The sequence below is a fragment of the Gemmatimonadota bacterium genome (assembly GCA_026706345.1).
Taxonomy (GTDB): Bacteria; JAAXHH01; JAAXHH01; order JAAXHH01; family JAAXHH01; genus JAAXHH01.
Genome location: JAPOYX010000022.1, coordinates 1 through 2,481, shown reverse-complemented (window position 1 = coordinate 2,481; position 2,481 = coordinate 1). Strand labels below are relative to the sequence as shown.

Genomic DNA, 2,481 nt, shown 5'->3' with positions numbered 1-2,481 from the left:
CCACGACGACGCGTATGTTGCCACCGCCACCACGGTCCGGCAGGATGTGCCCGCGGGCGCCCTGGTCTTTAACCGGCGTCAGGAAGAAATACGAGAAGGCTGGACCGCAGCCAAACGCGACAAGGAAAGAAACAAGAAGGTCGATTGAGTCGGTTGAGTCATTGAGTCGTTGAGTCGTTGGGTCGGTTATGAAAATAGAGCGGTTTGAGGACTTGGAGGCGTGGAAGGCGGCGCGGGTCTTGGTGTCTCAGGTCTACGATATGACCGGGCAAGCGCAGGACACAGGGAGGGACTACCGTTTCCGCGACCAAATTACCGCCGCGGCCGTGTCCGTTATGTCGAATATCGCTGAGGGCTTTTCGCGTCGAACCGATAGAGAATTTGCGCAGTTTCTCTTTATCAGTAAAGGCTCGTGCGCCGAGGTACAGAGCCTCCTCTACGTTGCTCTTGACCAGAACTATACGAACAAGGTCAGCTTTCAAAAGATTTACGGTCAAGCAGAGTCCGTAGCACGGTTAACGAGCGGCCTCATCACCTACCTCCTTCGGAATACTACTAAGCAATCGGAAAGCCCCGAAGGTTCCGCAGAGACGAAAGACCAGGGCATAACCTCAGCCTCCCCGACCCAAAGGCCTCCATTGGCCCAACAAACCCAAAGGACTCAACCATGTGCGGCATTATGGGATATGTTGGGCACCGCGAGGCGGCCCCGCTCCTATTCCAGGGACTCAAGCGGCTTGAGTACCGCGGCTACGACTCCGCGGGGATCGCCGCATTCACGAACGGCCGTATTGCCATCCGGCGAGCGGTCGGCAAGCTCGCCCAGCTTGACCAACTCTTACAGGCCGAACCCCTGCCCGGTTCGGTCGGTATCGGTCACACCCGTTGGGCGACCCACGGGCCGCCGTCCGAGGAGAACGCCCACCCGCACCGCGCCGGCGACGTGGTGGTCATCCACAACGGCATTATCGAGAACTATCTTGAACTGCGCCACGAACTCATGGGCAAAGGGCGGACGTTCAGCTCTGAGACGGATACCGAGGTCATTGCCCACCTGATCGATCAATACCTGCAAGAGGGACACTCGTTCCGTGAAGCGACCCGGGCCGCCCTGCGGCATCTTTCCGGTTCGTTCGCCCTGGTTGCCCTGAGCGAGCGGGACCCGGAAACACTCCTGACGGCCAAAAACGCCACGCCCATTGTCATCGGACTCGGGGAGGAGGAGAGTTTTGTGGCCTCCGATATTCCCGCCCTGCTCGATTACACCCGCCGGGTGCTCTTCCTGGATGACGGCGAGATGGCCGAGGTGAGTCGTCGGGGCGTCGCGATCTCGGACTTCTCCGGTCGGCCGGTTGAGCGCGAGCCGCGCCATATTACCTGGGACCCGATTACGGCCCAGAAGAGCGGTTATAAGCATTTTTTGCTGAAGGAAATCCATGAACAGCCCCAGGCCATTATCGATACCATGCGCAGCCGTATCCTGGAGGAATCCGGCGAGATTGCGCTGGGCGAGCTCGCGGACCGGCTACCCGCGCTCGATGCGGTCAAGCGGGCGACCCTGGTTGCGTGCGGCACGGCCTGGCACGCCTGTCTGGTTGGCAAATTCCTTTTGGAGGAACTGGCCGGACTGCCGACCGAGGTCGATTACGGCAGTGAATTCCGCTATCGCCCCACGCCGCTCGACGCGGACAGCCTGGTTCTGGCGGTTTCTCAGTCGGGCGAGACCGCGGATACGCTGGCCGCGCTCGAAGGGGGTAAAAACAAGGGTGCCAGCACGCTGGCCGTCTGCAATGTGGTCGATTCGTCCATTGCGCGCAAATCCGACATGGTGGTCTATACCCATGCCGGACCCGAGATCAGCGTGGCGTCAACCAAGGCGTTTACGACGCAGTTGACCGCCCTCTATCTGCTGGCTCTGCACCTCGGACAACGCCGCGGCGTCCTCGACCGCAACCATGGCCGGAAACTCATCGAAGACATCGTCACCCTGCCCGCCCTGGTCCAGGCGACGTTGGAGAAAACCAAAGCGATTGGAAAGATCGCCAAGAAATATGGCCATGCCAGTGACTTCTTGTATCTGGGGCGGGGCATCAACTATCCGATTGCGCTTGAGGGCGCGCTCAAGCTCAAGGAACTGTCCTATATTCACGCCGAGGGCTATCCGGCCGGGGAGATGAAGCACGGTCCGATTGCCCTGATCGACGAGCAGATGCCGGTTGTCGTCCTGCTGCCCAAAGACCCGGTATACGAGAAAACACTGAGCAATATGAAAGAGGTTGAGGCGCGCGGCGGGCGCATTATCGCCCTGACCGACACTCCCTCGCCCGAGCTCGAAGAAATCGCCTGGGAGATCATCCCGGTGCCGACCACCAACCACCTGGTCATGCCGATTCTGCTCAGTATTCCGCTCCAACTCCTGGCCTATCATGTGGCCGTGTATCGCGGGACCGATGTGGACCAGCCGCGCAACTTGGCCAAGAG

At 60.1% G+C, this 2,481-nt stretch carries 1 protein-coding gene and 1 pseudogene; both read left to right on the top strand.

The features are described 5' to 3' along the window. The first annotated feature begins 188 nt into the window (after positions 1-188). Positions 189-530, top strand: a pseudogene (locus OXG98_02440) (four helix bundle protein). Positions 531-667: 137 nt separating this feature from the next. Further along, positions 668-2,481: glutamine--fructose-6-phosphate transaminase (isomerizing) (gene glmS, locus OXG98_02435; GenBank protein ID MCY3770867.1), on the top strand; the 1,814-nt coding region annotated here is incomplete at its 3' end.